Here is a 23,106-nt window from a genome sequence, read left to right on the forward strand (position 1 = left end):
CCCGCATGCGTAGGCAACGAGGCAGCACGCCCCGAAACAGCGACTTGGCAAGACTACACCGGCAGCTTGCGCTTTACCAAACCGCGCTAGCTGGTCCGCCGCGTGGCGCGCCGACGTCCGCGCCGCGGGGAAGCGCCTGCTTCTCGACGCCCTTCGGCGCCGCCCGTCTGCTTTGTGCCCGCGGGCTTGCCATCGCGTGCAGTGTCCTGCCCCACTTGGGCGCTGCCGCTTGCCGACGCGTTGGACTTGCGCACCGCCCGTCGACGCCCGCGGCGACCGGCCGAAGGCTTCGACTCCGCGGTCAGGGTCTCTTGCTCCGGCGCCTCCTGGGGCTGGGCGTCATCTCGCTGGAAGTCTTCCCGGCGCGGGCGGTGGTCGGAGCGCGAGTTGCCGCGTGTGCGGCGCTTGCGCCGCGGCGAGCGCTCGAACTCGTCGACCGCCTCCTCGTAGCTCTGCCCGGCCCCTTGCTCGGCAGCTCCCTGCGTCTCCGGAGTCTCCGGCTGCTTGCCGCGCCCGCGGTTGCCGCCCCGCCGGCCGCGGCGGCGAGGAGCACGGCGGTGGCCGTCGGACTCGTCGTCCCGGTCGTTGGCCTGAGGCGTCTCGTCGTTATCGTCGCTGAAGATGGAGTTGAGTAGGTCGTCCATCTCGTCGTCGTTAAGGTGCTTCCGCTTCGGGCGGCGCTCGTTGCGGGGCTGCGCCTCCTCGCCGCCGTCGCGGTCGTTGCCGCGCGGGCGGTCGGAGCGGCGCTCGTCGTCACGCTGCTTGCGCTTCGGCCGCTCGTCTCGGCCCCGCTCCGAGTACGGGTCGTGCTCGACGGGGTCGTCGGAGACGATGATGCCGCGACCGCCACAGCACTCGCATTCAGTGGAGAAGGTTTCCAGCAGCCCGTTGCCCAGGCGCTTGCGTGTCATCTGCACAAGCCCCAGCGACGTCACCTCGGAAACCTGGTGACGCGTGCGGTCGCGGCCCAGCGCCTCGTTGAGGCGGCGCAGCACGAGTTCCTGGTTCTCGGGCAGGATCATGTCGATAAAGTCGATGATGATCATGCCGCCGATATCGCGCAGGCGGACTTGGCGCACGATTTCCTCGGCCGCCTCCAAGTTGTTGGAGGTCACGGTCTCCTCCAGCGAGCCGCCGGAGCCTGTGAACTTGCCGGTGTTGACGTCGATGACGGTCATGGCCTCAGTGCGGTCGATCACCAGCGTGCCGCCGGACGGCAGCCACACCGTCCGCGAAAGCGCCTTCTGCAGTTGCTCGTCGATGCGGTAGGCCTCGAACGCGTCCTTGCCGTCGTGGGCGCCGCGGTCGAACTTTTCCAACCGGTCCAACAGATCCGGCGCGACCGACTGCACGTACGCGTGGACCGTGTTCCACGGCTTGCGCCCGTCCACGATGAGCGACGTGAAGTCCTCGTTGAACAGGTCGCGGACGACCTTGACCAGGATGTTCGGCTCCTCGTAGAGCGTCACAGGCTTCGCGCCCTTGGACGCCTTTTCCTTTTCGGCCTGCTCTTGGATCGCAGTCCACTGGTTGTGCAGGCGGTTCACATCCGCCGCAATGGCCTCTTCCGGCACGTTCTCCGCCGCGGTGCGGATGATCGCCCCACCCTTGCCGGGCACGACGTTGTTCAGGATCTCCTTCAGCCGCTTGCGCTCGGGCGCGGGCAGCTTCCGCGAAATCCCGGCGCTGCGCCCGCCCGGCACGTACACCAGGTAGCGGCCCGCCAGCGAGATCTGCGTGGTCAGTCGGGCGCCCTTGTGCCCCACCGGGTCCTTCGTCACCTGCACCAGCACCTGGTCGCCGGACTTCAGCGCCTGCTCGATGCGGCGCGAGCGACCACCCAGCCCAGCGGCCTTCCAGTCCACCTCACCGGCGTACAGCACGCCGTTGCGCCCCTGCCCGATGTCGATGAACGCCGCTTCCATGCTGGACAGCACGTTCTGCACGCGCCCCAGGTAGATGTTGCCGATCATCGAGGACTGGCTCTCCGCAGTGACGAAGTGCTCCACCAGCAGGCTATCTTCGAGCACGCCCACCTGGGTGATCTTTCCGTGGCCATCGTGGCGGTCGCGTTCCCGGACCACCATGTGGCGCTCCACCGACTCCCGGCGCGCCAAAAACTCTGCCTGGCTCACAATACGCGAGCGCTTGCGCTGCTCCTCGCGCTTCTCGCTGCGGCGCCGACGCTGCGCCTCCAGGCGCGAGGACCCCTTGATCGCCTTCGGCTCCTCAATGAGCTCGGGCTCCTGCGTCTCGACGTCCTCCGGCGAAGCCACGTCGTCAGACTGCGGCTCGGCCCGGGCCTCGTCCTGGGGCTCTTCTTGCGTGGGCGCTGCGGCCCGTGTCGCCCGACGGCGCTTGCGCTCGGGCGCCTTGAACAGCGGCGCACGGTTCGCGGCGTCCTCCGGGACCGGGGTCACCTCCGGCTCGACATCGGTGAGCGGGTCGCCCTCGGCGCTGTCGCGAAGGTCGGCCTCCACCTTTTCCTCGATCTGGTGGATCTCGTTTTCCACGTCCTTGCGCACGCGCTCGCGGATCTTCTTGTCCGCGCCGTCGTCGGCGGCCGCAGCGTCGTCGGTGTCCGCGCCATCGGCGGTGGGGTTCGCCAGCGCGTCGAGAAGCTGCTCGCTCTCGGCGCGGGTCAGCGTGGATTGGGCGACTTTGACCACCCCGAGTTCGGACAGCGCCACCACGAGCTCCTTCGACGGAACGCCGAGGGCCTTGGCCAGCGCGAACACGCGCGTTTTGGGGCCCAGCTGGGACCGGTCAAACGCGGCGTACGGGTTGTCTGCGTGCTTCTCTGTCTTCTTCGCCGCGCGCTTACGCGCCGGTTGTGTCGGCTCCTCGTGACCAGCCACTGTGGCATTCTCCAATTTTGCTCAGCCGCATCGCGCTGGGGCGGGCCGGGCGCCGGCAACATCGTGCCGAAGCGGCCGCACGGCGGGCCCCACGGTGCGGTACATGTAAACGTTTCTCAGCGCCGGGTTGCCGGCGCTTGCGCTACCATTGTGGCACAGCCACAGTCACCGCGCGGTCAGGGTTTATTTCTCGGCCAGTCGCAGAAGGTCCGCCACCGCCGCGATCGGCGCGTTGTGGTGCTGCTCCGTCAGCGCGGTGCCCACCGCGATCTGCAGCACGCGCGCGGAGTTCAACTGCTCGACGCCGCCGCGCCGCAGCATCTCCCCGATCATCTGTTTGAGCTCCTGGAGTGCCCGCTTCACGGTCGCCCCGACCTCGTTCGGTTCGCGTTGCGCCTCGACAAACGCGGTGATGATCGTGCCGGCGCGCTCGGGCTGGCCGCACGCCACGACATCCACGGCGCACTCGGCCAGGCACACCGGGTCGGTGAGATCCGTCTCCCCCGACGTTGCACGGGCGAACGCGGCACGACGCTGCTGCACCAAGTGGTCGAAGCAGGTGGCCACCAGCTTGTCACGGGTGGAGTAGTAGTAGCCGATTGATCCCACCGGCACTGTCGCCGCCGCGGCCACCTGGCGGTGCGTCACACCCTTCATGCCTTCCGTCAGCAGCAGGCGGATTGCCGCATCCAGGATTGCGGAGCGCTTCTCCACCGCCCGCGCCTGCTCCCCGCGAGATGCCACCGCCGCCTCCCTTTCTGCCTGCCGGCCTACATGCAACTTCATTAATACATCATGCCCGCGCGGGGACCGAGCAACCCCAACGTCAGACGAGAAAACACCGCAGCCCTCAGGCTGCGGTGTTTGTGTGGCGGACCTAGCGGTTGGGGAACCAGATGCCGATTTCGCGCTCTGCGGACTCCGGGGAGTCAGAGCCGTGCACGACGTTTTCCGCAACGGAGAGTGCGAAGTCGCCGCGGATGGTGCCCGGGGTGGCCTTGGACACCGGGTCGGTGCCGCCGGCCAGCTGGCGCCACGCCTCGATGGCGCGCTCGCCTTCGACGATGCCGGCAACCAGCGGCGCGGAGGTGATGAAGTCCACCAGTTCGCCGAAGAACGGCTTGTCCTTGTGCTCCGCGTAGTGCTGCTCAGCGGTCTCGCGGTCAGCGGTGCGCAGGTCCAGCTCCACGAGCTTGAGGCCCTTGCGCTCAATGCGGGCGATGATGTCGCCGACGTGGCCGTTTGCAACGCCATCGGGCTTGATCAGGATCAGAGTGCGTTCAGTCATAGCCCGAAATAGTACCTAAGCCTCACGCACGATGCGCGCCGCATCCTCGGGCGTGGCGACGCGGAACCACAGCTGCACCTGTTGCACGGCGAGCTGGACATTGCCCTCCGCTTTCATCCGCTGCACCGTCTCGCGTTGTTCGGAGTTGAGCTCGGGGATCTCCTCCTCCCGCGCCTTGTACTGCTCGTAGAACCCGAGGGCCAAAAACAGGCCCGCCGCCACAATCGCCGCCGTCCCCGCCCACCCGGGCAGGGATGTGTACACGGCCGCCACCGCGATCAGCGAGAACACGGCTGCCAGGGCAAAGCTCACGATGCGCATGAGCAATACCGTAGCCTTGTTGGCCATGGTGCACAGCAGCCCGCTGCCGGCGATCGCACTGCCCGGCACAACCATCGACCGCATGGTCGCCTCCCGGTCGACGTCGCCTGCTATGACGGAGGTCGACACCGGACGCACCGTCACCTACGCCGAACTCAACGCACTCGCCGACGCCGCAGCCGGCCGCCTGCGTACCCGCGGCGTCGCCAGCGGCAGTGTGGTGGAGGTGCGGCTGGCCAACTCCATCGATTTCGCGGTCGCGCTGCTCGCCGTCGCCCGCACGGGCGCCGCCGCGGCGCTCATCGGGCCTTCGCTTCTCGACGCCGAAGCGTCGCGCCTTTCCGCCCTCGCCAGCACCACCCACCGCGTCGAACCCGCCGACCTCGTACCGGGTTCCGCACAGGCGTGGACCGCCTCCGACCCGGACTTGGTGGCGGTGATCCCGTTTTCCTCAGGCACGACCGGCATGCCCAAGGGCGTGGAGCTCACCCACCGATCAATCACCGCGAACGCGGCGCAGTTCAACGCCGCACTGGCCGCCAGTAGCATCGGCGAGGGCACCCGGGTGGCCGCTCCCCTGCCGTTTTCCCACATCTACGGGCTGAACACCCTGCTGCTTTCCTCGCTGGCCGCCGGGCGCCACGTCTTCACCGCCGCCCGCTTTAACCTCGCCGAGTTCGCCCGCGCGCACCGCGACTACGCCATTGAGCTGAGCTACATCGCCCCGCCCATTGCGCTCGCGCTGGCCAACTCGCCCGATGTGGACCCGGCAGACTTCGCCTCCACCGCCCACATGGTCTGCGGGGCTGCGCCGCTGAGCGAATCCTTGGCGCGGCGCGTTGAAGACCGCCTGGGCGTAATCATGCTGCAGGGGTACGGCACCACGGAATCGTCGCCGGTCACGCACGTGGGCATCGCCGGGCGCACCAACCCGGGCACCATTGGCGCCGCCCTGCCCAACACCCAGTTCCGCGTCGTAAACTTGGACACCGGCAGGGAGATGCCGGACGGGCAACCCGGCGAGCTGCAGGTGCGCGGCCCCCAGGTCATGCGCGGCTACCTACGGGACCCGGGCGCCACCCGTACCGCGATTACCGACGGCTGGCTGCGCACCGGCGACATCGCCCGGGTCAACCCGGATGAGACTGTCACCGTCGTTGACCGGGCGAAAGACGTGTTCAAGTACCGGGGGTTCCAGATCGCACCCGCCGAGCTGGAGGCGCTGCTGCTCACACACCCGCAGATCAGCGACGTGGCTGTGGCCGAGCGCGCCGGGGTGCCGAAGGCGTTCGTCGTGAAGCAGGGGCGCCTAGAGGAGGCCGACGTGATTGCGTGGGTGGCAGCGCGCGTGACCGCCTATAAAAAAGTGCGCGCGGTGGCGTTCGTGGACGCCATCCCGCGCAACGCGGCAGGAAAGATCCTGCGCAAAGACCTCTAAGCGCCCAGGTGCTGGGTGATGAGGTAGCCGCCGCGCATGCGCTGCACGATCTCAGATCGCATGCGGATGACGAAGTACCAGACAACGCCGAAGATGATGCCGACGGCCGTGACCGACCAGTGGATGAAAAAGCCGAAGATCAGCGGGATCTGCAGTGCGAGGTCGATCCACAGCGCGGCGGGCTTCTTCTGGAAAAACGCCATCACCACGTGCGCCAGGCCGATGACCGTGACGTAGACCCAGTTGAAGGTGGTCCAGTGCGCACCGTCGTCGACTTTCAGGATCACGGTGAGGATGAGCAGGACCGTGATCGCCTCCATGATCAGCGTGCCTGCGAGCACCCCGGTCAAGCCCGACATCGGGTCCTTGACGGGCTGCTGGCCGGGCCCGAGCGGGCCCATCTCCTGGGTACGGCGTTTCATTGCGGATCCTTTCCAAACATAGCGCGCGCCTCTCCTGCGGTGACCACGGAGCCGGTGATCAACACACCCGAGCCGGACTGCACGCCCACCTCGGCGAGCGCCTCCTCCGCCAGCTCCACGGCGAGCTGGTACGCGGACGGGAGGTGCTCTTCCACGTGCACCCGCTCGTCGCCGAAGACCTCGCGCGCGGTCTCTGCGAGTTCGTAGGCGTCCGTCGCGCGCGGGGAGCTGTTTTGGGTGATCACCACCTCGGTGAGTGCCGGCTCAAGCGCCTCCATGATCCCGCGCGCGTCCTTGTCGCCCAACACACCCAAGACGCCGATGAGGCGGGTGAAGTCGAAGTCGCGCTCCAGCGCAGCGGCCAAAGCCTGCGCCCCGTGGGGGTTGTGGGTGGCGTCGATGAACGTGGTGGGCGTTGCCCGCACGCGCTCCAGCCGCCCCGGCGACGTGGCTGCGGCGAACCCTTCGCGCACGGTGTCGGCGTCGAGCGTGCGCTCCGACGACGCGCCCAGGAACGCTTCCACCGCCGCGAGCGCGACGGCGGCGTTGTGCGCCTGGTGCGGCCCGGACAAAGGGATAAAGATGTCCGCATACCCGCCGGACAGGCCCTTGATGGTGAGCGTCTGGCCACCCACGGCCACCTCGGAGGCGGCGACGCCGAACTCCTGGCCAAAGCGGGCCACCGGTGTGCCGATTTCCACGGCACGCTCCAGGATCACCCGCATGGCGTCAGGGTCCTGCTGGCCGATCACGGCCACGGCGTCGGCGCTGCGGATAATACCCGCCTTCTCACCGGCGATCTCCGCGATGGTGTCGCCCAAGTAGTCGGTGTGGTCTAGCCCCACGGGCATGATCACGTCCACATCGGCGTCGACCACGTTGGTCGCGTCCCAGCGCCCGCCCATGCCGACCTCCACGACAGCGACATCCACCGGTGCGTCCGCGAACGCCGCGAACGCGAGGCCCACCATGACCTCGAAATAGCTCATGGGCACCCCGGTGCGCTCGTCCACCATCTGGATGTACGGCTCGATTTCGCGGTAGATGCGCACGAAATCCGCCGGGTGGATCGGCTCGCCGTCAATGCCGATGCGCTCGGTAATGGATTGCAGGTGCGGGCTCGTCGTGCGGCCCACGCGGTTGCCGAAGGAGCGCAGGAGCGACTCCACCATCCGCACCGTGGACGTCTTGCCGTTGGTGCCGGCAACGTGGATCACCTTGTAGGACTTCTGCGGCTCGCCCAGAAAGTCCATGAGCAGCTCGATGCGCTCCAGGCTCGGGTCGATGGCCGTCTCCGGCCAGCGGGCGTTGAGCTCGGCCTCCACCTGGGCGAGCGCGGCAAGATCCTCGTCGCTCACGCCGCGCGGCGCGAGCTCGTCGGCCTCTCGGCCCTCCCCCGGCGCGCCGAGGTTGAGGGTGAGGCCGGCGTCGGTCTGCTGGATGTCGTACTGTTCGGCGAGCTCCGGGAGCTCGAAATTCTCGTCTGCCATTTACGCCTCCGGGAGCTGGTCCAGGCGGGCGGTGACGCGCTCGAATTCCTCTTGCGCGACCTGCTGGCGGACCTTGATCTTGTCCACCACGGCCTCGGGCGCGTTGGCCAGGAACTGCTCGTTGGACAGCTTGGCGCCGGTGGTGTCCAGCTCCTTCTGCGCCGCCGCGAGCTCCTTTTCCAGGCGCTTGCGCTCTGCGGCGACATCCACCGTTCCGGAGGTGTCCAGCGCGACGTCGAGGTTCGCCTTGCTCAGGCGCATCTCAATGCTTGCCGACGCACTAAAGTCCTCCCCCGGCCGCTCAACCCTGGCAATCTGGCGGACCAGATCCTCCAGTTCGGCCAGGTCGGCGGAGGCGAAGTCCACGCGCGCGGGGACCTTCTGCGAGGGCTTGACCCCCTGGTCCGCGCGGAAGCGGCGCAGCTCGGTGATGAGCTTGATGGCGTCTTCCACGCGGGCGCGGGCCTGCTCGTCGGTCGCGGCGCCGCCGTTGGTGTCCTCCGCGGTCGGCCACGGCGCGAGGGTGACGGTCTCTGCACCGGTGAGCGCCTTCCACAGCACCTCGGTGATAAACGGCATGGTGGGGTGCAACAGGCGCAGCACCACGTCCAGGACGCGGCCAAGGACAACCTTGGTGTTCTCTCCCTCTTCGCTCTCACCGTCTCGCGGGATCTGCGTCTTGGCGATCTCGAGGTACCAGTCACACAGCTCGTCCCACGCGAAGTGGTAGAGCAGCTCGTTGGCCTTGGCAAACTGGTAGTCGTCCAGGTAGGCGTCCACTGTGGCGCGGACCTCTTCGGCGCGGTCCAGGATCCACCGGTCCGCGTCGGTCAGCGCGGCGCGGTCCGGCAGCGCGTCCACCCGCGCGCCGTTCATGAGCGCGAACTTGGTGGCGTTGAACAGCTTGGTGGCGAAGTTGCGGGCGGCCGTGGCGTTGTCCTCGCCGATGGGTAGGTCAACGCCCGGGTTCGCACCGCGGGCGAGTGCGAAACGCAGCGCGTCCGCGCCGTAGCGCTCGACCCAGTCCATCGGGTCGATGCCGTTGCCCAGCGACTTCGACATCTTGCGGCCCTTTTCGTCGCGCACCAGGCCGTGCAAGTAGAGGTTGTGGAACGGAATCTGGGGCCGCCCCTCCTGCCCTGCCCCCAGGATTTCCGGGGTGGTCTGTCCTGCGAAAGTGCCGAACATCATCATGCGCGCAACCCAGAAGAACAAGATGTCGTAGGCGGTGACGAGCACGGTGGTCGGGTAGAACTTCTCCAGCTCCGGGGTTGTTTCCGGCCAGCCCAGGGTGGAAAAGGGCCACAGTGCCGACGAGAACCAGGTGTCCAGCACGTCCGGGTCCTGCTCGTAGCCGGCCGGCGGCTCTTCGTCCGGGCCGACGCAGACCACGTCGCGCTCGCCGTTGCTGTCCTCCGGCCCGTACCAAATCGGGATGCGGTGGCCCCACCACAGCTGGCGCGAAATCGTCCAGTCGTGCATGTTGTCCACCCAGTCGAAGTACCGCTTCTCCATCGCCTGCGGGTGGATGACCGTGTCGCCTTCGCGCACGGCGTCGCCAGCCATCCGCGCCAGCTCGTCCACCTTGACAAACCACTGCAGGGACAGCCGCGGCTCTATCGGCTCGCCGGAGCGCTCCGAGTGGCCCACGGAGTGCACGTAGGGGCGCACCTCCTTGACAATGCGCCCTTGCGCCGCGAGCGCCTCGCGCACGGCGACGCGGGCGTCCTCGCGGGTCATGCCGTCAAACTCGGTGCCGGTGTCGGCGATGCAGCCCTTCTCGTCCATCACGATCGGCATGTCCAGGTCGTGGCGCAGGCCCATCTCGTAGTCGTTGGGGTCGTGCGCCGGGGTGATCTTCACCGCGCCGGTACCCAGCTCCATGTCCACGTAGTCGTCGGCAATGACCTTGACCTGCATGCCGTCGCGCAGCGGGTGCTCGAAGACCTCGCCGATCAGGTGCGCGTAGCGCTCGTCGTCCGGGTGGACGGCGATAGCGACGTCGCCAAGCATGGTTTCCACGCGCGTGGTGGCCACGACCAAGTGCGGCTCGTCGTCGTTCAGCGAGCCGTAGCGGATGGAGACGAATTCGCCCTCGACGTCCTTGTACACCACCTCGATGTCGGACACGGCCGTCTCCAGCACCGGCGACCAGTTCACCAGGCGGTAATCGCGGTACACCATGCCGCGGTCGTAGAGCTGCTTGAAGATGGTCTGCACCGCGCGCGACAGGCCCTCGTCGAGGGTGAAGCGCTCGCGGGACCAGTCCACGGAATCGCCGATCGCGCGCATCTGCGTGGTGATCGTCCCGCCGTACTGCTCCTTCCACTCCCAGACGCGGTCGATGAACTCGTCGCGCCCGTAGTCGTAGCGGTCTTTGCCCTCCTCCGCCTTGAGCTTGGCCTCCACCTTGGTTTGGGTGGCAATGCCCGCGTGGTCCATGCCCGGCAGCCACAGCACCTCGTAGCCCTGCATTCGCTTGCGGCGCACCAGGGAATCCATCAGCGTGTGGTCGAGCGCGTGACCCATGTGCAGCTGGCCGGTCACGTTCGGCGGCGGCAGCATGATCGAGTACGCGGGTTTGTCCGAGGCCGGATCCGCCGTGAAGTAACCGGCGTCCACCCAGCCTTCGTACAGGTCGCGTTCGTGGGCGCTGGGCTCCCACGACTTGGGCAGTTCGTTCGCGCGGTTCAGATCAGTCTCAGTCACGCGGACTATCTTAGCCAGCGGCCTAAAACAGCTTGTCGGCGATCGCTGCTTCCGCGCGCAGGGCCTCGACGTTGGCGGTGATGCGCGCCCTTTGGTCGTCGTCAAGCTCAAGCCCCTCGACGACGCGCCACTGCCCGTCGCCGGTAGCGGGGAAACCGAAGACCAAGCCCTCGTCCACGCCATACTCGCCTGACGACGGCAACGCTACCGTCGCCCACCGCCCGGACGTGCCCTGCACCCAATCACGCATGTGGTCGACGGCCGCCGACGCGGCAGACGCCGCGGAGGACTTGCCGCGCACGTCGATGATTTCTGCGCCGCGTTTTGCCACCCGCGGTATGAACTCGCCGGTGTACCACTCGCGGTCCACCTCCACCGGGGCGCCGTCCGTCGTGGCGTAGGTGATATCCGGAAACTGGGTGTCAGAGTGGTTGCCCCACACCACGAGGCGCTCGATGCTTGCTGGCGCCACCCCGAGGTGGCCCGCCAACATGGACTGCGCGCGGTTGTGGTCCAGGCGCATCAGCGCGTTGAAGCGGTCCTTCGGCACGTCCGGCGCAGCCTTGGAGGCGATGTAGGCGTTGGTGTTGGCCGGGTTGCCAACCACGAGCACGCGGACGCCATCGGCCGCCCCGGCGTTGATGGCTTCGCCCTGGGCGATGAAAATGCGGCCGTTCGCGGCGAGCATGTCGGCGCGGGACTCGCCCTTGCCGCGGGGCTTTGCGCCGACGAGGAAGGCGGCCTCCGCGCCGTCGAACGCCTTTTTCGCGTCGTCGGTCACGTCGATGCTGCGCACCAACGGCAACGCGGAATCCGCCAGCTCCATGGCGGTGCCCTCAGCTGCGCGCATGGCATCCGGAATCTCCAGCAGCGTCAGCTCCACCGGCTCGTCGCCGAACACGTCGCCTGCGGCGATACGCCACAGCAGGGAGTACGCGATGTTGCCGGCCGCGCCGGTTACAACGATCTTGGCCATAGGTCATCTCCTGTGCATTACGGTGCTGTCCCCCGCCAACCTACCCCCGCCCGGGGCAGAAATGCTGCCGTTTGCACCGAGAACAAGCACTTAGTGCACGATTAAGGGGGAATTCGAGTGAAAGGGACAGGACGTGGCCGACGCTGTTTCCAACGCACCATCCCCCGACTCGGTTGTCCGCGCGGCGGTGACCGCCTTCGCCCGCGACGGCTACGCCAGCGTTACCGTTGAGACGCTGGCCAAACAGACCGGGATGACCAAGCGCATGATCCACTACCACTTCGGCGACAAACGCGGCCTCTACGTGGCAGCGCTACGCCACGCCCTGGGCCAGCTCGCACCGCCGGAGAATGTGCTGAACCGCTCCTTCGCGGTACCGGTCGAGGGCATGCGCAGGTTTGTAGACGCGCTCTACCACACCTGCCTGGACAACCCCGACGCCGTGCGCCTCGTGCTGCGCGAGAACCTGGATCCCGCCGTCGAGGCGGATGACGCTGCGTTACTCACCGACGCACGCGAGGTAGCCCTGCACGCCGAGCGGTTGCTGCTGGCGGGCCAGGACGCGGGCGCGTTCCGCCCCGGCATCACCGCCGTGGACCTCCTCGCGCTGATCTTGTCGCTGTGCTTCTTCCGCGTAGGCAACGGCGTCACGGCGCAGCACCTGTCCCGGGTGGATCTGGAAAGCCGCCGCAACGTCGACGGGATGCGGCGCATGGTCATCGACACCGTGTTGGCGTTTTTGACTTCCAACATCTCCTACTCCGGCTACGAGTCCTACTTAGAACCCGCCCCCTCGCCCGCAGAGGCCGCCGAGCCGGACGAGCTCTTCGACATTTACGGCGAGGACGGCCGGATCGTGTGACGCCGAAGGAGCGTCGCTAAGCGGAGCGCTTCTCCTCCGCTTCGAGGAACGTCGGCTCGCCCTCGCCGCGCGCGACCGCGTCGTCGACGATGACCTCCGCGACGTTCTCACGGTCCGGCAAGTCGTACATGATGGGCACGAGCAGCTCCTCCATGATCGCGCGCAGACCGCGGGCGCCCGTCTTGCGCTCGGCGGCCTTGTCCGCGATCACGCCGAGCGCGCCATCCGTGACGGTCAGTTCCGCGCCATCCATGGCGAACAGGCGCTGGTACTGCTTCACCAGCGAGTTTTTGGGCTCCGTGAGCACGCGCTTCATCGAATCGCGGTCAAGGTCGTTCACGTGCGCAATGATGGGCAGGCGACCGATGAACTCGGGGATGAGGCCGAACTTGACCAGGTCACCCGGCTGCACCTGCGCTAGCAGGTCCGCCTCCTGGCGCTGCTCCTTCGAGTCGATCTCCGCGCCGAAGCCGATACCTTTCTTGCCCACGCGCTCCGCGACAACCTTGTCCAGGCCCGCGAACGCGCCCGCGACGATGAACAGGATGTTCGTGGTGTCCACCTGGATGAACTCCTGGTTCGGGTGCTTGCGCCCGCCCTGCGGCGGCACCGACGCGGTGGTGCCCTCCAGGATCTTCAATAGCGCCTGCTGCACGCCCTCGCCGGAGACGTCGCGGGTGATCGAGGGGTTCTCGGACTTGCGCGAGATCTTGTCCACCTCGTCGACGTAGATGATGCCGTGCTGCGCGCGGTTGACGTCGAAGTCCGCCGCCTGCAGCAGCTTCAGCAAAATGTTTTCCACGTCTTCGCCCACGTAGCCCGCCTCGGTGAGGCTCGTCGCGTCCGCGATGGCGAACGGGACGTTGAGCATCCGCGCAAGCGTCTGCGCGAGGTAGGTTTTGCCGGAGCCGGTGGGGCCGAGCAGCAAGATGTTGGACTTGGCGATCTCCACGTCCTCGTCCCGCTTGCGGCTGGCCACGTTCGACGACTCCGCCTTGATGCGCTTGTAGTGGTTGTACACCGCGACCGCGAGGGTCTTCTTCGCGGTGTCTTGGCCGATGACGTATTCGTCCAAAAACGCCGTGATCTCGCTCGGGCGCGGCAGGCGATCCGGATCGGACGTCTCTCCCGCCGCTTGTGCTCCCGCGAGCTCTTCCTCGATGATCTCGTTGCAAAGCTCGATGCACTCGTCGCAGATGTAGACGCCGCCGCCGGCGATGAGCTTGCGCACCTGTTGTTGGCTCTTCCCGCAGAAAGAACACTTGAGCAGGTTCGCGCTGTCGTGCGTGGTTGCCATATGCGCCTATCTACTCCCGTCTTAGATAAATCCCAACCGAGTGTAATGGTTGCGTCAAACCGTGCTGCGCACCACTTCGATGACGACAACAACGACATCGACGCGCGGGCCAGGGAGCCAGGGGCGGCGGCTGGGTGTCGGTCGACCCGGCCGGCACGGGTGGCGCCGGCGGAGCGTCGTGAAGCGCAACGCGCCCGGGACGAACCCGGGCGCGTTTCCTCTACCTGCTAGCCGTTGAGCTTGCGGTAGTCGAAGACCTGGTCGATGATCCCGTACTCCACTGCGTCGGCGGCGGTGAGGATCTTGTCACGGTCGGTGTCGATGCGGACCTGCTCGGCGGTGCGGCCGGTGTGGCGCGCCAGCGTCTCCTCCATGAGACGGCGCATGCGCTCGATCTCCGCCGCCTGGATCTCCAAATCCGACACCTGGCCCTGCGTACCCTGCGTAGCCGGCTGGTGGATCAGCACGCGGGAGTTCGGCAACGCCGCACGCTTGCCCGGGGCGCCAGCGGCCAGGATCACCGCGGCGGCGGAAGCAGCCTGGCCCAGGCAGACAGTCTGCACGTCGGGACGGACGTACTGCATGGTGTCGTAGATGGCCATCAACGCCGTGAACGAGCCACCCGGGGAGTTGATGTACATGGTGATGTCGCGGTCCGGGTCCTGTGACTCCAGCACCAGCAGCTGCGCCATGATGTCGTTTGCCGACGTGTCATCCACCTGAGTGCCCAGGAAGACGATGCGCTCCTCGAAGAGCTTGCCGTACGGGTCGATCTGCTTCGTGCCAAAGCTGGTCTCCTCCAGGAACTGCGGCAGCACGTAGCGGGAGTTGGGCATTTGGAAAGTCATGGTCTGTGTCTCCTTAATCCTCGTGTGCCTTAGTTCTCGCCGATCGAGTACTCGCCAGCCTGGGCGGCGTTCTCGATGACGTGGTCCACGATGCCGTACTCCTTCGCCTCCATGGCGGTAAACCAGCGGTCGCGGTCGGAGTCCTTGGTGATCTGCTCGAAAGACTGGCCGGTGTGCTCAGCGATGAGCTCGGCCATCTCGCGCTTTGTCGACGCGAACTGCTCCGCCTGGATAGCGATGTCGGCAGCGGTGCCGCCGACGCCTGCAGACGGCTGGTGCATCATGATGCGCGCGTGCGGCAGGGCGTACCGCTTGCCCTTCGTACCGCCCGAGAGGAGGAACTGGCCCATGGATGCGGCCAGGCCCATGCCGTAGGTGGCGATGTCGCACGGGGAGTACTTCATCGTGTCGTAAATAGCCATGCCGGCCGTCACCGAGCCACCGGGCGAGTTGATGTAGAGGTTAATGTCGCGCGTCGGGTCCTCCGCCGACAGCAGCAGGATCTGGGCGCAGAGTTTGTTGGCGATCTCGTCGTCCACCTGCTGGCCCAGGAAAATAATGCGCTCCCGCAGGAGGCGCTCGTAAACGGAGTCTCCCAGGTTCATGCCTTGGGTCGGGGAAGTCATAACAGACGCTCCTTTGCTAGTTCATCCGGTAACGCCACCACCCTACTCGGGTGGTTGTTGAAGTCCGAGCCTGTTCGCTACCGGCGTACGGTGCGGCATTTGCGGTGCCGGAGCGGCCGGCCGAGCGGATTTGTTCACGCGCGGGCTGTGCGGACTTCCTGTGAACCATCGGTCGTCGGGATCGGAGTTCGAGGATGAGTTATCCGCCGGAGGTACGGCAGCGTGCCGTTGAGCTTTCGGGGCAGGGGCTTGCTGCTTCGCAGGTTCGTGCGCAGTTGATTCGGGAGGAATGTAGGTCTGTTCCTTCTACCGCTTCAATTTCGGGATGGGCACGCAACGCCCGTCATGGCAGCGGGGTCGATAAAGGTTGGCGTTCTGCCGAGTTGATTGCTGAGGTCGTCCGGGCGAATGTGACAACGTCGGCATCCACCCGCGAGATTGGATGGCGTTTTCGGGTCGCTGCGAGTTCCGTGGCGGCGTGGACGCACAAGTTCGCTCCGGATGCGGGTTCGCGGCGTGGGATGACACCGCAGAAGATAGAACAGGCGACACTGGCGCGTGTGAAAGAACACCACGAAGCCCAAAAACGCAAGCGCAAGAAGGCCGAAACACAACGTCAATCACAACGCGCCCCGCGCGGTGAGAGTGCACATTCACGCAACCATGAGCAGCCAACAGCTCCGTTTGATGAGGCAGCGTTGCCGGATGACGTTGAGACCCTCAAAGACCTGTTGCGTCAAGAGCGGTTTATGCGTCTGGCGGATAAAGCGCTGTTTGAGGCGGTGATGGAATCTGAGGGAAAAGCGCAAACCCGGAGACGCTCGATAGCGTGGTCGTCGCTACGGCTGTCAGACGACTCCGGGACGTCGGATACCAAGTAACGCGTTGCTGCGCCTACTACGGATTGAAATACAACACCTACAAGTCGGCATGCAGGCGGTTAAAACACCCTCTAGTCGACCGAAAAGGCCAGGCCAAGGCAATGGTTACCGCCGCCTGTGAGGGCAACCGCATGGTCTACGGCTACCGCCGCGTGAGTGAAGTGTGCAAAGCGAACGGTCTGTCGCTGGGGGAAAAATCGATTCGTACGATCATGCGCGAAGAACACCTGCAGCCGAAGATGAAACGCACGAAGCGCTACAGCTCGTACAAGGGCGAAACTGCGCATCGCCCAGCAAATCGATGTCTGGTTGGAGACATCGACACTGTCACCAAAAATGGCACCCACGTTTCGCAAAGATATCGTTCGCAGGCGGATCGTCGCAGGCAGGCGGGCAGGAAGGATCTGGTACACGATTTCTATGCCGATGCGCCAAACCAAAGACTCGGCACCGACATCACCGAGTTTCAATGCGCTGACGGCAAAGTCTTTTTTAGCCCGCTGATCGACTTCCACGACAACATGCCCATCGCGTATACCTGCGCAACGCGACCAGCGGCGTTGCTGACCAACACGATGCTTGAAGCTGGGCTCGAGCAAATACAACCAGGCCAACGCCCCGAACTGCACACCGACCGTGGCTGGCACTACCGCCACATCGATTGGGTTGACCGACTGACTGATATCAGTCACGACAAGCAACAATGCACACATTGCACAGACGAGAACCCGTGCGATAACGCCTGGTTGATGGTGCCGTCCCTATCCCGGCTCGGCAACAGCGGCGACAACGCCCGAGTAGAAGGGTTCTTCGGCACCATCAAGCGCGAACTTCACGCCAGTGGAATTCGCCCCGAAAAGCACACAACCGAGGAGTTTATGAAGTATCTTGACGATTATCTGGACTGGTTCGTCTTTGACAGACTCACCACCGGACCAGACGGGCAATACACAACCCTGGCTAAACAACGAAACATAGCCAAAACCACCTAGCCAACAACACAACGGCCACCAGTGTGGTTCACAGGAAGTCCGCAGACCCCGCGGATGAACACATTCCCGACCATCGCGCCACGAGCTGGGGGAAATGAACACATTGCCCGTCTCTGGGCACTTGTGTTCACCCGCGGGGTGCGGAAGAGTGAACGAATTTCCTTCGGCCCCGGAATACGCAAAAGCGACCGGGGCATCAACGCCGCGGCCGCTCATTCGCGGACGAAAAGTTACTTCTCGTCGGCCTCGGTGGTCTCGGTGGCCTCCACGTCAGCTGCCTCGGTGTCGGCGGCGTTCTCCTCGACCTCGCCGAAGTACTCGTTCGGGTCGACCGTGTTGCCGGCCTCGTCGGCAACCTGCGTGCGGGAGATGGCGATAGCCAGGGCCTTGCCACGGCGCACGTCGGAGAAGAGGTTGGCAATCTGGCCGGACTGCTGCAGCTGGGCCACGAACTGGTTCGGGTCCATGCCGTAGGACTGCGCGGTGAACAGAATGTGGTCGGTCAGCTCCTGCTGGGAAACCTCCGGCTGCTCCTGGTCAGCGACCGCGTCGAGGAACAGCTGCGTGCGCACGGACTCCTCCGCCTGCTCGCGAGACTGCGCGTCGAACTCTTCGCGGGTGGTGCCCTGCGCCTCGAGCAGCTGGGCGAGCGCGTTCTCGTCGTGCGCCATCTGGCCGAGCAGCTGGTGGAGCTGGTTGTGCACCTGCTCGTCCACCACGGACTCTGGCAGTGCGAACTCGGTCTGCGTCAGGGCAGCCTTGAGCACCTCGTCGCGGATGTCGGCGGCCTGCTGCGCCTTGGCGTTCTCTTCCACCTGCTCGCGGGTGGAGTTGCGCAGCTCCTCGACGGTGTCGAACTCGGATGCCAGCTGGGCGAAGTCGTCGTCGAGCTCCGGCAGCTTGCGCTCCTTGGTCTGCTGCACGGTGACCTTCACGGTGGCTTCTTCGCCCTTGTGGTCGCCGTACTGGATCTCGGAGGTGAACTCTGCCTCCTCGCCGGTCTTCAGGCCCTTGATGGCCTTGTCCAGGCCGTCCATCAGGTCGTCGGCGCCCACGCGGTAGGTCAAGCCCTCGGTGGATGCGTCCTCGAGCTTCTCGCCGTTGATGGTGGCCTCGAGGTCGATGATGGCGAAGTCGTCTTTCTTCAGCTTGCGCTTGGTGTCCTTCAGCTCGCCGAAGCGCTCACGGAGGGTGTCCAGCTCAGCATCCACTGCGGCGTCGTCGACCTTGAGCTCCGGCACCGTGACGGAGATCTGGGAGAAGTCCGGCACCTCGATCTCGGGGCGCACGTCGATCTCCGCGGTGAACTCGACAACGTCGTTGTCTTCGATCTTGGTGACGTCGATGTCCGGCTGCCCCAGCGGGTTGAGGTCGTTTTCCGCCAGCGCCTGCTCGTAGCGGGTCGGCAGCATGTCGTTGACAACCTGCTCCAGGATCGGGCCGCGGCCGAAGCGAGCGTCGATAAGCTGGCGCGGAGCCTTGCCACGACGGAAGCCCGGGATGTTGACCTGCTGGGCGATGGCCTTGTAGGCCTGGTCGATTTCCTTGCCCAGCTCGTCGAACGGCACGGTGACGTTGAGCTTCACGCGGGTGTCGCTGAGCTTGTCGACGGAAGTCTTCACGGATTTCTCCTGTACTAGATCGAAACAACGATTGTCGGATGTTCATGTGTGGCGGGCCCGCACTCGACGGGCCCGCCTTTGTCGGGGCGACAGGATTTGAACCTGCGACCCCCTGCTCCCAAAGCAGGTGCGCTACCAAACTGCGCCACGCCCCGTAGCGGCAAAACCGCACGGTACGAACCACATCCGCTGCACGGCTGGGGTTCAGGAATGTCATTGTAGCGGGGCCGAAAACACCGCCCGCATTAAGGGCACAAAAACACCGGCCCCGCAAGCGGAACCGGTGATTGAAGTGGAGGGAATGACGGGAATCGAACCCGCGTCTTCAGCTTGGAAGGCTGAGGTATTAGCCACTATACGACATTCCCGTACGCCAAAACGCACTGTTCGGAAATGTTAGCGCAGCCGGTACCGTTGAACCAAACACGTGACCAGATGCGCAAAGGAGCCCCGGTGTTCGGCCTACTATTCCTCCTCTTCCTCTTCGCCCCCCTGTTGTTCCTGCCCATGATGGGTGGCCAGCGCCAGGTGCAGCCCTCGCGCCGCCAGGTGGCGCAGCAACAGCAGCTGTCGTTCGACGACGCGTACGCCGACGCCAAGCGTTGGACCGATCGGCTCGGATCGCAGGTGCTCAACCTTTCCGGCAACGACGCCGCCTCGAAGCAGGCGATGGCGGATGCGTCCGAGCGTTTCAACGCGGCGTCCGCCGGGCTGAGCGAGGCGCGCTCCGTCAAGCAGGCCACGTTGGCGCGCGAGTCCGCGTTGGAGGGCTTGCACTACGTCAACGCCGCCCGGGAGATCATGGGCTTGCCGGCCGGCCCTCAGCTGCCGGAGCTGGAGGGCCAGCGCCAGGCGGGCCGCGTGACGGAGCAGCGCACCGTCACCCAGCAGGACGGCACCCAGGTCACGGCATCCCCGTACGCGACGGAGCAGACGCCGCACTACTACCCCGGCGGCGCCGTGGCGGGCCGCCCGGTGCCGGCTGGCTGGTACTCCACCGCCTGGTGGGCGCCGGCAATGATGACCGGCGTGTGGGCCGCAAGCTCGATGATGTTCTATTCCACCATGTTCGCGGGCATGTCCGGTGTCGCGTCGGCGCAGGCGTTCGAGGCCGGCGGCCTCGGTGACGGTGCGGGCGACATGGGCGATGGCTTCGACGGCGCGGGCGATATGGGCGACGCAGGCGATATGGGCGGCGACTTTGGGGACTTCGGCGGCGGATTCGACGACGGGGGCGGGTTTGACTTCGGCGGATTCGACTTTTAGCCGTGCGTTAGACTGCACTGCGATTGCGAACCAGATACACCACCCAATACATGACAAGGAGTGGCCGTGCGCATTGCTGTGCTACTGAAAGAAGTGCCGGACACCTACAGTGACCGCGAGATGAACCTGGAGACGGGTTTGACGGACCGTTCCGGCGACGTCGTGGCCGACGAGGTCAGCGAGCGCGCTGTCGAGGCCGCCCTGCGCATCGCCGAGGCAGCGGGCGACTCCGCGCAGGTCGAGGTGGAAATCTTGAGCGTCGGCCCGGAATCCTCCGCGGACTCGGTGCGCCGCGGCATTGCCATGGGCGCGAGCGAGGCGTATGTCGTCTCCGACGACGCGCTCGTCGGCGCGGACGTGACGCTGACGGCGCAGGTGCTGGCGAAGCTCGTCGAGAAGCAGGGCTACGACCTCGTTGTCGCCGGCGGCATGTCCTCCGACGGCGCCGCCGGGGTCGTCGCGCCGTTCGTGGCAGAGCTCCTGGGGTGGCCTGTGCTGACGAATCTCACTGAGCTGTCTATCGACGGCGATTCCGTGCGCGCCACCCAGGCCTCCGAGACGGCCACGGCGGAGCTGTCCGCGCAGCTGCCAGCCGTGGTGTCCGTGGCCGACGGATTCGCGGACCCCCGCTACCCCAACTTCAAAGGCCTGATGGCCGCGAAGAAGAAGGAACTCAACACCGTTTCCCTCGCCGAGCTTGGCGTGGACCCGGAGGATTTCACGCACCCGCGCGCCATCATGGTGGACATCGAACGCCGTCCGGAGCGCGAGCGGGGCGAGATCATCGACGGCAACTCCACCGCCGCTACCCGCTTGGTGGACTTCCTGGAATCGAAGAACCTCATTTAAGGAGCACCCATGACTGAAGTACTTGTAGTCCCGGACCGCTCCCCCGACGGTTCGGTGGAGCCCAGCGTGGAAGAGCTGATTGGCGCGGCCTCCGCAATCGGCACCCCCGTGGTGCTCGCACCGGAGCGCGCGCACGCCGACGAGCTCGGGCGCCTCGGCGCGAAGACGGTGCTGGTCTCCGACGCCCCGCTCGTGGACGCCATCGACGCAGCTTTCGACGAGCTCTACCCCGCCGCGGTGCTGTTCGCGCACACCGTCCGTGGCCGGGAGGCCGCAGGGCGCTTCGCGGCGCGCAAGGGCAAGGCGGTGCTTACCGACGCCGTGTCCGTCCGCCGCGACGACCAGGGCATTGTCACCGACCACCAAAACTACGGCGGCGTGTACTCCGCCGTCGCTGCCGCCACCCACTCCGCGCCGGTGATCACCCTGCGCCCAGGTGCTGTGGAGACGCGCGCCGAGGCCGCGTCGCCCGAGGTGCGGGAGCTCGAGGTGGAGCCGTCAGGGCGCCGAGAGGCAGACGTGATCTCTGTGACCCCCGTGGAGCGCACGTCCAACCGCCCAGAGCTGCTGACCGCGGACAAGGTTGTCGCGGGCGGTGTCTCCCTGGGCGACGAGGACACGTTCGAAGAGCTCGTCGGCGGCCTCGCTGATACGCTCGGCGCCGCCGTGGGTGCAACCCGCTCCGCCGTCGACGAGGGCCAGGTTCCGTACGAGGCCCAGATCGGCCAAACCGGCGTCATGGTGAGCCCGAAGCTCTACGTCGGCGTGGGCATCTCCGGCGCCGTGCAGCACCTGGTGGGCATGCAGACCGCGGACACGATCGTGGCGATCAACAGCGACGAAGACGCGCCCATCTTCGACATCGCCGACTTCGGCATCGTCGGCGACCTGTTCGACCTGGTGCCGGACATCATCTCCGAGATTGAGGCGCGCAAGTAATGCAGGTTCAACTCCGCCGAGGCCTCCCCCGCGTCGCAGGCGGGCAGCCGTGGCCGCCCGCAGGCACCGTGGAGATCGAGGACGCGCCAGCGGCTGCTGCGGCGCCTACAGCGCCCCCAGCGACCGAGACCGTTGAAACGCCCCTGCGCCGGGGCCTGCCCCGCGTCCCCGGCGGTGAGCCGTGGCCGCCGGCGGGCACCGTGCATGTCGCGGCGCCCGTTGCCGCGCCCGCCGACACCCCGGAAACGGCCGCGCCGGCCGAAAACGATGTGGACACGGTCGAGGTTCCGCTGCGCCAAGGTCTGCCCCGCGTGCCGGGTGGTGAGCCGTGGCCGCCGACCGGAACCGTGCGCGTAGTGGCGCCGCCCGCCGCAGAGCGCGCACCCGAGGCTGCACCCGAAGCGGCCGGCAGCGAACCCGCCCCCGCACCGAAGCCGTCGCCGGTACCTGCGCCTGCGCAGGTGGCTGCGGAGGAGGAACCGGAGGGCGTCGGCAAGCGGTGGTTCCCGTGGACGCTGGGCACGCTGCTGCTGCTCGCCGCTGCGGTCATCGGGTCGCGTTGGTACGTGGGCACGGCTTCCGGCGCGGAGTTCATCGCCCGCTACGACGGGATCCAGCCGCTGCCGGACGACGCCCCCGTCGGCCTCCCGGCGTGGCTGAACTGGGCCCACTTCTTCAACATGTTCCTCATGGCGCTGATCGTGAAAACGGGCTTGGACGTGCGGCGCGAAAAGCGGCCCGCCGCGTACTGGCAGCCGAAACAAGGCGGCAAGAAGATCTCGGTGACGCTGTGGCTGCACCAGGTGCTCGACATTGCGTGGGTCGCGCTGGGGCTTGTGTTCTACGTGCTGCTGTTCGCCACCGGGCAGTGGATGCGCATCGTGCCCACGAGCTGGGACGTCTTCCCCAACGCGGTATCGGCGGGCCTGCAGTTCCTCGCGCTGGACTGGCCGGAGGAGCACGGCTGGGTGTTCTACAACGCCCTGCAGGAACTCGCGTACTTCGCCACCGTGTTCATCGCGGCACCGCTATCAATCGCGTCCGGGTTCCGCATGAGCGGGATGTGGCCGTCATCGTGGAAGGCCGTTCCGGTGTCGTGGGCGCGCGCGGTGCACTTCCCCACCATGATTTACTTCGTGGCGTTCGTGGCCATCCACGTGTTCCTCGTCCTCACCACCGGTGCGCGCGGCAACCTTAACGCAATGTTCGCCGCGCGTGACGATGCCTCCGGATGGCTCGGCCTCATCCTCTTCCTTCTCGCCGTCGCGGTGACTGCCGCCGGCTGGTGGGCGGCCCGACCCTCTGTGGTCACGCCGGTGGCGCAGGCCACGGGCAAGGTGACGCGCCGCTAGGCCGGCACACCTTTTCGGGGTAGCCAGCCTAGCCTAACTTAGGTAAGACTTGCCTGAATCCCGCGCGGCG

Annotated in this window: 20 protein-coding genes and 2 tRNA genes; 8 read left to right on the top strand and 14 right to left on the bottom strand. The window is 66.4% G+C overall.

What is annotated here, in order from left to right; genetic code table 11:
• Positions 1-86 precede the first annotated feature (86 nt).
• From CUREI_RS08630 to CUREI_RS08645, 4 genes are all read right to left on the bottom strand, one after another.
• Positions 87-2,756: a translation initiation factor IF-2 N-terminal domain-containing protein gene (locus CUREI_RS08630; protein WP_236627282.1), complete on the bottom strand. Its 2,670-nt coding sequence runs from the start codon at positions 2,754-2,756 to the stop codon at positions 87-89.
• A gap of 285 nt (positions 2,757-3,041) precedes the next feature.
• Entirely contained in the window at positions 3,042-3,644 is a 603-nt protein-coding gene (locus CUREI_RS11665) for a TetR/AcrR family transcriptional regulator (protein ID WP_084768276.1), read from the bottom strand.
• A gap of 91 nt (positions 3,645-3,735) precedes the next feature.
• A complete protein-coding gene (gene ndk / locus CUREI_RS08640) occupies positions 3,736-4,146 on the bottom strand; it encodes a nucleoside-diphosphate kinase (protein WP_038612771.1) in 411 nt (136 codons plus the stop codon).
• 15 nt (positions 4,147-4,161) lie between these two features.
• On the bottom strand, positions 4,162-4,467 hold the full coding sequence (locus tag CUREI_RS08645) for a hypothetical protein (protein WP_038612773.1): 306 nt from the start codon (positions 4,465-4,467) through the stop codon (positions 4,162-4,164).
• Between the two features lie 25 nt (positions 4,468-4,492).
• On the opposite strand from CUREI_RS08645, the gene CUREI_RS08650 reads away from it, so the two are divergent.
• The gene (locus CUREI_RS08650; RefSeq protein ID WP_038612775.1) at positions 4,493-5,905 is read left to right on the top strand and encodes an AMP-binding protein; all 1,413 of its coding nucleotides are present in this window, start codon (positions 4,493-4,495) and stop codon (positions 5,903-5,905) included.
• On the opposite strand, the gene CUREI_RS08655 is transcribed toward CUREI_RS08650, so the two are convergent.
• The 4 genes from CUREI_RS08655 to CUREI_RS12555 are packed head-to-tail and all read right to left on the bottom strand — an operon-like array spanning position 5,902 to position 11,502.
• Positions 5,902-6,327 (bottom strand): DUF4233 domain-containing protein, encoded by a 426-nt coding sequence (locus CUREI_RS08655; protein ID WP_038612777.1) that lies wholly within the window; start codon positions 6,325-6,327, stop codon positions 5,902-5,904. The two genes, CUREI_RS08650 and CUREI_RS08655, sit on opposite strands and share 4 nt — an antisense overlap.
• On the bottom strand, positions 6,324-7,817 hold the full coding sequence (folC, locus tag CUREI_RS08660; protein WP_038612779.1) for a bifunctional tetrahydrofolate synthase/dihydrofolate synthase: 1,494 nt from the start codon (positions 7,815-7,817) through the stop codon (positions 6,324-6,326). Before folC ends, CUREI_RS08655 begins: the two co-directional genes overlap by 4 nt.
• On the bottom strand, positions 7,818-10,526 hold the full coding sequence (locus CUREI_RS08665; RefSeq protein ID WP_038612781.1) for a valine--tRNA ligase: 2,709 nt from the start codon (positions 10,524-10,526) through the stop codon (positions 7,818-7,820). It abuts the gene before it with no gap.
• Between the two features lie 22 nt (positions 10,527-10,548).
• The gene (locus tag CUREI_RS12555) at positions 10,549-11,502 is read right to left on the bottom strand and encodes a malate dehydrogenase (protein WP_038612783.1); all 954 of its coding nucleotides are present in this window, start codon (positions 11,500-11,502) and stop codon (positions 10,549-10,551) included.
• 133 nt (positions 11,503-11,635) lie between these two features.
• Between CUREI_RS12555 and CUREI_RS08675 the strand changes: the two genes are divergently transcribed.
• The gene (locus CUREI_RS08675; protein WP_051952305.1) at positions 11,636-12,364 is read left to right on the top strand and encodes a TetR/AcrR family transcriptional regulator; all 729 of its coding nucleotides are present in this window, start codon (positions 11,636-11,638) and stop codon (positions 12,362-12,364) included.
• 16 nt (positions 12,365-12,380) lie between these two features.
• On the opposite strand, the gene clpX is transcribed toward CUREI_RS08675, so the two are convergent.
• From clpX to CUREI_RS08690, 3 genes are all read right to left on the bottom strand, one after another.
• Positions 12,381-13,661 (bottom strand): ATP-dependent Clp protease ATP-binding subunit ClpX, encoded by a 1,281-nt coding sequence (clpX, locus tag CUREI_RS08680; RefSeq protein ID WP_038612785.1) that lies wholly within the window; start codon positions 13,659-13,661, stop codon positions 12,381-12,383.
• A gap of 227 nt (positions 13,662-13,888) precedes the next feature.
• Positions 13,889-14,509 carry an ATP-dependent Clp protease proteolytic subunit gene (locus tag CUREI_RS08685; protein ID WP_038612787.1) on the bottom strand — a complete coding sequence of 207 codons (621 nt, stop codon included), beginning with the start codon at positions 14,507-14,509 and terminating at the stop codon, positions 13,889-13,891.
• A gap of 29 nt (positions 14,510-14,538) precedes the next feature.
• Positions 14,539-15,135 (bottom strand): ATP-dependent Clp protease proteolytic subunit, encoded by a 597-nt coding sequence (locus tag CUREI_RS08690; RefSeq protein ID WP_038612789.1) that lies wholly within the window; start codon positions 15,133-15,135, stop codon positions 14,539-14,541.
• Positions 15,136-15,329: 194 nt separating this feature from the next.
• On the opposite strand from CUREI_RS08690, the gene CUREI_RS12300 reads away from it, so the two are divergent.
• Positions 15,330-16,016 (top strand): hypothetical protein, encoded by a 687-nt coding sequence (locus CUREI_RS12300; protein ID WP_144242372.1) that lies wholly within the window; start codon positions 15,330-15,332, stop codon positions 16,014-16,016.
• Between the two features lie 101 nt (positions 16,017-16,117).
• A complete protein-coding gene (locus CUREI_RS11670; RefSeq protein ID WP_051952091.1) occupies positions 16,118-17,008 on the top strand; it encodes a DDE-type integrase/transposase/recombinase in 891 nt (296 codons plus the stop codon).
• Positions 17,009-17,238: 230 nt separating this feature from the next.
• Here the strand turns inward: CUREI_RS11670 and tig are convergent, their stop codons facing one another.
• From tig to CUREI_RS08715, 3 genes are all read right to left on the bottom strand, one after another.
• Positions 17,239-18,630 (bottom strand): trigger factor, encoded by a 1,392-nt coding sequence (gene tig, locus CUREI_RS08705; RefSeq protein ID WP_038612791.1) that lies wholly within the window; start codon positions 18,628-18,630, stop codon positions 17,239-17,241.
• A gap of 81 nt (positions 18,631-18,711) precedes the next feature.
• Positions 18,712-18,785, bottom strand: a tRNA-Pro gene (locus tag CUREI_RS08710).
• A 138-nt stretch (positions 18,786-18,923) separates the two neighbouring features.
• A tRNA-Gly gene (locus CUREI_RS08715) sits at positions 18,924-18,998 on the bottom strand.
• A 67-nt stretch (positions 18,999-19,065) separates the two neighbouring features.
• Between CUREI_RS08715 and CUREI_RS08720 the strand changes: the two genes are divergently transcribed.
• The 4 genes from CUREI_RS08720 (at position 19,066) to CUREI_RS08735 (ending at position 23,036) form a co-directional block, all read left to right on the top strand.
• Positions 19,066-19,896, top strand: coding sequence for a DUF1542 domain-containing protein (locus tag CUREI_RS08720; RefSeq protein ID WP_407919145.1), 831 nt, complete (start codon positions 19,066-19,068; stop codon positions 19,894-19,896).
• Between the two features lie 66 nt (positions 19,897-19,962).
• Entirely contained in the window at positions 19,963-20,745 is a 783-nt protein-coding gene (locus tag CUREI_RS08725) for an electron transfer flavoprotein subunit beta/FixA family protein (protein WP_038612793.1), read from the top strand.
• Between the two features lie 9 nt (positions 20,746-20,754).
• A complete protein-coding gene (locus CUREI_RS08730) occupies positions 20,755-21,684 on the top strand; it encodes an electron transfer flavoprotein subunit alpha/FixB family protein (RefSeq protein ID WP_038612794.1) in 930 nt (309 codons plus the stop codon).
• Complete coding sequence (locus CUREI_RS08735) at positions 21,684-23,036, top strand: cytochrome b/b6 domain-containing protein (protein ID WP_038612795.1); 1,353 nt, start codon at positions 21,684-21,686, stop codon at positions 23,034-23,036. The genes CUREI_RS08730 and CUREI_RS08735 overlap by 1 nt, the downstream gene beginning before the upstream one ends.
• The last annotated feature ends 70 nt before the right edge of the window (positions 23,037-23,106 follow it).

Source organism: Corynebacterium ureicelerivorans (assembly GCF_000747315.1).
In the GTDB taxonomy this organism is placed as follows: domain Bacteria; phylum Actinomycetota; class Actinomycetes; order Mycobacteriales; family Mycobacteriaceae; genus Corynebacterium; species Corynebacterium mucifaciens.

Coding starts and splice junctions, on each gene's coding strand:
- CUREI_RS11665 (WP_084768276.1), bottom strand. CDS start 3,644: ATGAAGTTGCATGTAGGCCGGCAGGCAGAAAGGGAGGCGGCGGTGGCA.
- ndk (WP_038612771.1), bottom strand. CDS start 4,146: ATGACTGAACGCACTCTGATCCTGATCAAGCCCGATGGCGTTGCAAAC.
- CUREI_RS08645 (WP_038612773.1), bottom strand. CDS start 4,467: ATGCGCATCGTGAGCTTTGCCCTGGCAGCCGTGTTCTCGCTGATCGCG.
- CUREI_RS08650 (WP_038612775.1), top strand. CDS start 4,493: ATGGTGCACAGCAGCCCGCTGCCGGCGATCGCACTGCCCGGCACAACC.
- CUREI_RS08655 (WP_038612777.1), bottom strand. CDS start 6,327: ATGAAACGCCGTACCCAGGAGATGGGCCCGCTCGGGCCCGGCCAGCAG.
- folC (WP_038612779.1), bottom strand. CDS start 7,817: ATGGCAGACGAGAATTTCGAGCTCCCGGAGCTCGCCGAACAGTACGAC.
- CUREI_RS12555 (WP_038612783.1), bottom strand. CDS start 11,502: ATGGCCAAGATCGTTGTAACCGGCGCGGCCGGCAACATCGCGTACTCC.
- clpX (WP_038612785.1), bottom strand. CDS start 13,661: ATGGCAACCACGCACGACAGCGCGAACCTGCTCAAGTGTTCTTTCTGC.
- CUREI_RS08685 (WP_038612787.1), bottom strand. CDS start 14,509: ATGACTTTCCAAATGCCCAACTCCCGCTACGTGCTGCCGCAGTTCCTG.
- CUREI_RS08690 (WP_038612789.1), bottom strand. CDS start 15,135: ATGACTTCCCCGACCCAAGGCATGAACCTGGGAGACTCCGTTTACGAG.
- CUREI_RS12300 (WP_144242372.1), top strand. CDS start 15,330: ATGAGTTATCCGCCGGAGGTACGGCAGCGTGCCGTTGAGCTTTCGGGG.
- CUREI_RS11670 (WP_051952091.1), top strand. CDS start 16,118: ATGGTTACCGCCGCCTGTGAGGGCAACCGCATGGTCTACGGCTACCGC.
- CUREI_RS08720 (WP_407919145.1), top strand. CDS start 19,066: ATGCGCAAAGGAGCCCCGGTGTTCGGCCTACTATTCCTCCTCTTCCTC.
- CUREI_RS08730 (WP_038612794.1), top strand. CDS start 20,755: ATGACTGAAGTACTTGTAGTCCCGGACCGCTCCCCCGACGGTTCGGTG.
- CUREI_RS08735 (WP_038612795.1), top strand. CDS start 21,684: ATGCAGGTTCAACTCCGCCGAGGCCTCCCCCGCGTCGCAGGCGGGCAG.